Origin of the sequence: Myxococcus sp. AM011, from assembly GCF_013372595.1 — a bacterium.
GTDB classification, from domain to species: Bacteria; Myxococcota; Myxococcia; order Myxococcales; family Myxococcaceae; genus Myxococcus; species Myxococcus eversor.
In genome coordinates, this window is the sequence record NZ_JABXEM010000039.1 from 47,987 (window position 1) to 53,986 (window position 6,000).

Genomic DNA, 6,000 nt, shown 5'->3' on the forward strand with positions numbered 1-6,000 from the left:
GACCGGAGGGGTGTTCAGAGGCTGGGCTGGAAGTGTGACTCGGGCGGGTCGGTGGTGTGTCGCTGCTTCCACTCGTGAGGAAGCAACTCACCGATGCGCGAATTGGGATGCGACTGCACGCGAAGCAGGACGTCGGCGAGGTACGCCTCGGGATTGACGCCGTTGGCCTCGCAGGTTGCCACCAGCGCGTAGAGGCCCGCGAGGTTCTCTCCCGCGGCTTGGTGGCCGACAAAGAGAAAATTCTTACGTCCGAGGGCCGCCCTCCGGAGCGCCGCCTCCGAGCGATTGTTGTCGAGGGGCAATCGCTCATCCTCGACGAAGCGGCTCAGCGCGTCCCACTGCTTCATGGCGTAGGAGATGGCCAGCCCCAGGTGAGTGTCACCCGCTTCGGTGGACAGGTTGACTACGTTGCCTGCCTCTGCACTTCAGCCGTTCGCTCGTACTCGGCAGGACTGACGTAGCCGAGTGAGGAGTGACGGCGCTTCCGGTTGTAGAACACCTCAATGTACTCGAACAGCGCGAGCTTCGCCTCGTCGCGCGTCCGGAAGCTGCGCGTGTGGACCAGTTCCATCTTCAAGCTGCTGAAGAAGCTCTCCACCACGGCGTTGTCCCAGCAGTTGCCCTTGCGGCTCATTGAGCAGGTGATGCCGTACTCGGCCAGTCGCTCTCGGTAGTCCTCGCTGGCGTACTGACTGCCCCTGTCTGAGTGGTGCAGCGCAGGGGCCGGTCGCCCTGCGAGCGCCATGTCGAGTGCGGCGAGGACCAGTTGCCGGTCAATACACTCACTCATGCTCCAGCCCACGACGCGGCGGCTGAAGAGGTCGAGCACGACGGCCAGATAGAGCCAGCCCTCGGACGTCCACACGTAGGTGATGTCGCCTGCCCAGGTGCAGTTGGGCCTTGGAGGCAGAAAGTCACGGGCCACCACGTTGGGAGCGACCGGATGGGCGTGCTGGCTGTCGGTGGTCCGCACGAAGGGGCGTCTGCTGCGTGCCACCAGGCCCTCTTGCCGCATGAGGCGGGCGACGCGCTTTTCAGAGACGCTCCGGCCCCGGGCGCGCAGCTCCGCATGGACCCGAGGGCTGCCGTAGGTGCCGCGGCTCTCCTGGTGGATGGCCGCGACCTGCATGGAGAGTTCGCGGTCACTCTTCCGACGTTGCGACTCGGGCCGCTTCGCCCAGGCGTAGTAGCCGGAGCGGGAGACGCCCAACTGGCGGCACAGGAGCGCCACCGGTGTCGAGGCCTTCTCCGCGTGGATGAAGCGGAACTTCACTTCATCTCCTTCGCGAAGAAGGCCGCCGCATTTTTTAGTAAGTCTCGCTCCATCTCGAGCTGGCGCACGCGCTTGCGTAGCAGCGAGAGCTCCGCGCGCTCCTCGCTGGTGAGCGCGCCCGGCTTGCCCTGGCCCCTGTCCGTCTTCGCTTGCTCCACCCACTTGCGGAAGGCCGTCTCGGTCAGGTCCAGGTCCTTCGCCACCTCCGCGACGGACTTGCCCTCCGCCAGCACCAGCTTCACCGCCCCGGCCTTGAACTCCGGGCTGAAGCTACGTCGCCGCCGCCTCTGCTTCTGCTCGCTCTCCGACATCGAACACCCTTCCATCACATCGCGGGTGTCCACGGAAGCGGGGGACTCTCAGTCGCACGGCCGGCTCGGCCTCGGTGCTCACCTGGCGCCGACGGCGGTAGACCCAGGACTGCACGGTGCTCAGCCGCAGCCCCCGGCGTCCGGCGAACTCCCGCTGCGTCAGCCCGCTCGCTTCGAACTCCTCCGCGACGCGCACCCACTCCGGCTTCTCAGCTCTCTTCTGCATCCCTCGAGGGATGACCTGCCACGCTCATCCCAGCAACGCCCCGCATCACGTCGTCCGTCGGACGGATACACTGCGCCAGCAGGAACATTGCGGAGTGCAGGGCGGAGTGGCGTTCGAAGGTCGCGCGCACCACGGGCTCGACGTGCTCCTTCTGGACCTGGGCGCGCTGCGCGGCCGTCTGCTCCGGCGTGTATTTATAGTGTGGAGGCGTGCTCATGAATGGTCTTGGAGAAGGTCGACCTGACGTTATCGCTCGTCGTGGGAACGCAGGTGCAGGTAGCACTCGAAGACGAGGGGACTCCCGCGAGCAGTCGCTCGCAGGGCCAGTCCAATCCCAAAGAGGTGGGTATCAGCGACTGGTGTGGGTCGCGGTCCTCAGGGTTGGTTGAGACGTGCAATTCGTTCACGCAGGGATAGTCCCAGCGGCGGCTCAGGGTGGGCATCGGCAGCACGCCCGCTGAGTACTGATGTGTAGGTGGGCAATGTCCACGGCGAGCCGGAACTCCATGTTCATGGCCCGATGGAGCGCGTCGCCCCGGCCGCCGAGAGCGACGGCACGGGCTCGTCCAGCGATGTCGTGAGGGCCGATGGACTGGCCATCGACGAGATCACGGGGAAAGCGTACTCGCTTGGTTCGCCGAGCACGCTCTCGCAGGCGTGACGTCGCGTCCGCCCCTAGCGTGAACCGTATTGCGTGGAGCACATATTCTATTCGCGGACTGTCCCAGATTACTGCATAAGTCTCTGTGCTTCTGCTGTCTGCAACTTCGCCCGTGCCGCCAAAAAGCCAGCATAGTTGTCGTTGAACATCGTATCAGGAAGTAGCGCATGCGATAGAATCTGGGTGACGTCGTCCGGCATCCGCGCACGATAGACGCTTGGCGCATCGTCGCTGATCTGCGAGTTGTCAGTCCTTGAAAGGAAGCAGAAATTCGCTAGGCAACTGTGAGAAGTGCTCTTGGGGTCCTGCTTAAGAAGATACGCCTTCGGATAGACGTGATGGAACTCGTTGCGATTCGACTCCCGGAGCACCTTTGCGAGCGAAATCGGCTGTCCGGAAATGAAGCTGAGCGGGCCGCGCTGTGCCATCATCAATATGAACGTTTTTGTCGTGACGTTGCCGACGCGGAACGTGTCGTCAGTGAAGTTCTTTGCAGTGACCGTGACGTTGAAGTTCCCCAGGTCTGAAGGCTGGTTGCTTTTCAATTTCAACATCTCTTCAATGTCAGTCTTTAGGTTTCTGAGTACGCCGCTGCTGTACCGCTTGGAGAAGCAGCAACGCCAAAACCATCGCACAATCGCCTTGAGTTGATTGTTGGTTGTCTTGTTGTGCTGGTTGCCAGGGATAGCAAAGAAAACGGATAGCGGAACTAGGACAGTCGAGAACGGTAGATTATCGAGGGAATGGACGTTCAAATTCTTCTGGAGAAAGTCGATCGCGCCTTTTACTCCGTTTACGATCTCGGTGAACCGATCACGGACGACCTTGCCGTTGAGTTTCACGAGTGTGTCGGGCGAGGCGTCCTGGGCAATTACGGCCGCGCAGCAGCGAAGGAGCAGGTCCTTGTTCGCGCCAAGATCCTCGAATCCAAACGGTTTTAGGTCTGCCTCAAGTTCGGAGAATTTCTCGTCGAGACCAAAGTCTTCGCTCCATGTCCAGGCAGCCAGGAGTTGGAGAGTGTCAAGCTCGACCCCACTCCTGTTCACCCGCTCAAACACGATCGCGACGGCGGCGCGGTTCTCGATGCTGATCGTCTGGATTGGTAGCCGCGCCTCCTTGAAGATCGACTGCATTTCGTCGATTCGCTTCGCCAGATTATCGTCCAGATCTTTTGTTGCCTTCCTATAGGCGACCGTGTCGAAGAGTACGCGGAGAGGAAAGTGCTTCTTCGGATCGACTTCACTATCCTCAAGAGCAATGAACTGGGACTCCTGCGCGTCCTTGCTCAGAGAGTGGTCGAAGTAGATCTTCGTCCAAGGTTCGCTCCGCAGTGGCTTGAGTTCTGTTTGGAACACACCGAAGAGCGACGTGATGCGCTGTTGACCGTCAAGAATGTAGTCCACCGGGTAGTCGGGGTCCTTCTTCGGAAGAGCGAATGGTCCGAGCTGTCGTTCCGTCCGGAGGGCCTCCTTCGTTCGCCAGAAGAGCAGCGACCCAAAGGGGTACTTCTTGTAGATGCTGTCCATGAGGAACGCGACGTCATCCGGTTCCCAGACGAAGCCTCGTTGGAAAGACGGCACACGAATCTGACCACGAGTCACCGCATCAATTATTTCTCTGATCGTCCAGTCTGCCATTGACCATCCCGGAGTTTGAGATGCCTCGGGTCGTTCTGAGGCGTCATCGCGTTTCTTTGCGCTACCACTACTGTTCGCAGACAACAAGGCATGTTGATGTGGGCTAGTCTTGGTGTCGCAGATGACCTAGGGTAGGCTCATTGCGGCATGGGCAGGCGTGCACTCTATAAGGGCCTGTCCACCGGGTGGGGGCATCGCTCAGCGGCGACAAGTCGCAGGGTGTGAGAACGCCTGCGAACTCTGGCGGGAGATTCGCGCTCAAGGCTTTTGTGGCACCTCGCGGCAGGTCCACCGTTGGCTCCAGATGCGACGGACCGTTCGGCCTCGCTCGGGGGCGCGCAGCTACCCCGGCGGCAACTGGTGGTTGTTGCGAGGCGAGCTGGTTGATGGACGAGCAATCCGCCTGGTTGATGGGCATCACCGAGCGCGAGCGTGAGCGAGCGCGCTCGGAGATGGGAGCGGCCTACTGATTGGCGGAGTCGGTGTCGAGCACGCGTGCGAGTACGTCGCGCTCGACGAGCTTTTTCTTGCGACGCGCGGCCTCGCGAAGCGCGGTGGTCGCGAGCCGGTCGATGTCGCGGTGAGCACCTGAGGCGGCCTCGTGGAGCATCGCCATCGCGTCGGAGGCGAAGAGCTCTCGCTCGCAGCCCGCGTTCTTCAGGCGCAGGCGGAGGTACTCCGCGGTGTCATCGGGCCCAAGCGCGTCGATGGTGAGGCGGCGTGCGAGGCGGGAGGCGAGGCTGCGGTTACGGCGCATCGCGAGCCGCGAGTCGAGCTCGGGCAGGCCGACGAGGATGAGGGAGAGGAGCGCCTTGGAGTCCCACTGGTAGTTGAGGAGGATGTGGAGGTGGTCGAGCACGTCCTGGTGGAGCAGGTGCGCCTCGTCGAGGAGGAAGACGGGGTGGATGCGCTCGCGACCGAGGTCCTCCACGTGGCTGGACACGGCGTAGAAAACCGAGGCCGCGGTGGCGGACGGTGTGAGCCCGAGGGCCAGACACAGCTGGCGATAGAAGTCGCGGCGGCCCAGCGTGGCGTTGTGACAGTAGGTGAGGCGGAAGCCCGCCTGGGGCAGCCGGTGGCGGAGCGCGCGCAGGACGCACGTCTTGCCGACGCCGGGCTCGCCCACCAGCATGACGCTCTGCCGCTCGCGTACGGCCTCGCAGAGTTGCTCGACGAGGTCCGTCTTGGAAGCTGGCAGCCAGAGGTCCGCGTCGGCAATCTCCTTGGAGAAGGGCGCATCGCAGAAGCCGAAGTGGGTGACGTAGGCGGGCGTCATGAAGCACCTCCATCGCGATGCCGAGGAGGACGCCCGACGGCGCGGTCGAGGAGCGCGCGGGGCGGGTCAAACGCGGGGTGTGGCCGGTACGTCTCGTCGTGGAGGGGAGGCCGACGCAGCGGCCTCTTGCGGCGCGCGTTCTTCACCGCGTCGACTGGGTGGAGTGTGTAGCGCTTGCCCTCGAATTCGGCCCAGGGAGTCTCGCCCAGGTCGACAAGGCAGCGGCACAGGTGCACGAGGCGTCCGGCGAGGTGGCCTGCGTCGAGCTCGTAGTCGGCGCCATCGACAGCGACGGTGGTGTCGCGCCGCACGCGCCGGCGGATGCGGGTGGTGAGGGCCTCGCGCAGCTTCACCTCGTCGAAGCCATCGGGCGCCCTGGGCGCGGCCTCGAAGACGTCTTTCGGTGTCGCGCCCATGAGGGAAGCGTGCGAGGTGACGTGGTAGTGCGCGTCGAGGAAGGCGCAGAGGCGGACATTGACGTCGTGCAGGGAGGCGACGGGCCCGAGGAAGTCGAGGCAGCCCTCGCGCAGCGTGCGCCAGAAGCGCTCCATCTTCCCGCGGGCGGGGGCGTCATAGGGCCTGGCGTGCAAGAGTGATGTGCCGATGCGAGCGCACG

At 63.4% G+C, this 6,000-nt stretch carries 6 protein-coding genes and 2 pseudogenes; 1 reads left to right on the forward strand and 7 read right to left on the reverse strand.

Features of this window, described 5'->3' with window-relative positions; translation table 11 throughout:
- Positions 1–14: 14 nt before the first annotated feature.
- The 4 genes and pseudogenes from HUW62_RS10960 to HUW62_RS10975 all read right to left on the reverse strand — a co-directional run.
- Positions 15–377, reverse strand: a pseudogene (locus tag HUW62_RS10960) (transposase); the annotation flags it as partial.
- 26 nt (positions 378–403) lie between these two features.
- Positions 404–1,584 (reverse strand): IS3 family transposase gene (locus HUW62_RS10965; protein WP_176434380.1). Its coding sequence is split into 2 segments (ribosomal slippage): positions 404–1,311 and positions 1,311–1,584, totalling 1,182 coding nucleotides; the frame shifts between segments, so codons are not numbered across the junction.
- Positions 1,544–1,810 carry a hypothetical protein gene (locus tag HUW62_RS10970; RefSeq protein WP_176434359.1) on the reverse strand — a complete coding sequence of 89 codons (267 nt, stop codon included), beginning with the start codon at positions 1,808–1,810 and terminating at the stop codon, positions 1,544–1,546. Before HUW62_RS10970 ends, HUW62_RS10965 begins: the two co-directional genes overlap by 41 nt.
- Positions 1,794–2,027, reverse strand: a complete 234-nt coding sequence (locus HUW62_RS10975; protein WP_176434381.1) for a hypothetical protein — start codon at positions 2,025–2,027, stop codon at positions 1,794–1,796. Before HUW62_RS10975 ends, HUW62_RS10970 begins: the two co-directional genes overlap by 17 nt.
- A 258-nt stretch (positions 2,028–2,285) precedes the next feature.
- Between HUW62_RS10975 and HUW62_RS48070 the strand changes: the two genes are divergently transcribed.
- The gene (locus HUW62_RS48070; RefSeq protein ID WP_217911253.1) at positions 2,286–2,471 is read left to right on the forward strand and encodes a hypothetical protein; all 186 of its coding nucleotides are present in this window, start codon (positions 2,286–2,288) and stop codon (positions 2,469–2,471) included.
- Positions 2,472–2,539: 68 nt separating this feature from the next.
- Here the strand turns inward: HUW62_RS48070 and HUW62_RS10980 are convergent, their stop codons facing one another.
- The 3 genes and pseudogenes from HUW62_RS10980 to HUW62_RS10990 all read right to left on the reverse strand — a co-directional run.
- Positions 2,540–4,108: a DUF262 domain-containing protein gene (locus tag HUW62_RS10980; RefSeq protein WP_176434382.1), complete on the reverse strand. Its 1,569-nt coding sequence runs from the start codon at positions 4,106–4,108 to the stop codon at positions 2,540–2,542.
- Positions 4,109–4,571: 463 nt separating this feature from the next.
- Positions 4,572–5,384 (reverse strand): ExeA family protein, encoded by an 813-nt coding sequence (locus HUW62_RS10985; protein WP_176434383.1) that lies wholly within the window; start codon positions 5,382–5,384, stop codon positions 4,572–4,574.
- A pseudogene (locus HUW62_RS10990) lies at positions 5,381–6,000 on the reverse strand (integrase core domain-containing protein); the annotation flags it as partial. The gene HUW62_RS10985 and the pseudogene HUW62_RS10990, both read right to left, overlap by 4 nt.

Bases quoted from the DNA above. Each gene is read 5' to 3' on its own strand.
- HUW62_RS10970 (WP_176434359.1), bottom strand. From the start codon at position 1,810: ATGCAGAAGAGAGCTGAGAAGCCGGAGTGGGTGCGCGTCGCGGAGGAG.
- HUW62_RS10975 (WP_176434381.1), bottom strand. From the start codon at position 2,027: ATGAGCACGCCTCCACACTATAAATACACGCCGGAGCAGACGGCCGCG.
- HUW62_RS10980 (WP_176434382.1), bottom strand. From the start codon at position 4,108: ATGGCAGACTGGACGATCAGAGAAATAATTGATGCGGTGACTCGTGGT.
- HUW62_RS10985 (WP_176434383.1), bottom strand. From the start codon at position 5,384: ATGACGCCCGCCTACGTCACCCACTTCGGCTTCTGCGATGCGCCCTTC.